The organism is Acinetobacter sp. KAM396, from assembly GCF_021602765.1.
Taxonomy (GTDB): domain Bacteria; phylum Pseudomonadota; class Gammaproteobacteria; order Pseudomonadales; family Moraxellaceae; genus Acinetobacter; species Acinetobacter towneri_A.
The window spans coordinates 1-214 of sequence record NZ_BPPH01000138.1 but is presented as its reverse complement, the minus strand read 5'-3'; the positions used below and the strand labels follow the sequence as shown (position 1 = coordinate 214).

The window sequence follows — 214 nt, the reverse complement described above, 5'->3', positions numbered from 1 at the left end:
GATCACGTTGTGTATCACCGTGCCTCATACGAATAATGATATTCAGCTAAAATGGCAGACATCAGAAATACCTGCCTTGGCAGAATTACTCAAGGCACTTGCAACATGATCCGCATTGATGAAATCTGGTTGTCTACTCAGCCCATGGACATGCGTGCAGGTATGGATACGACCATGGCTCAGGTGGTGAGAGCCTTTGGCTACATCAAACCGC

1 pseudogene is annotated in these 214 nt (G+C 47.2%); it reads left to right on the top strand.

The annotated features are described in order from the left end of the window. Positions 1 to 109 (top strand): annotated as a pseudogene (locus tag L6C30_RS14875) (IS66 family insertion sequence element accessory protein TnpB); the annotation flags it as partial. Positions 110 to 214: the final 105 nt, after the last annotated feature.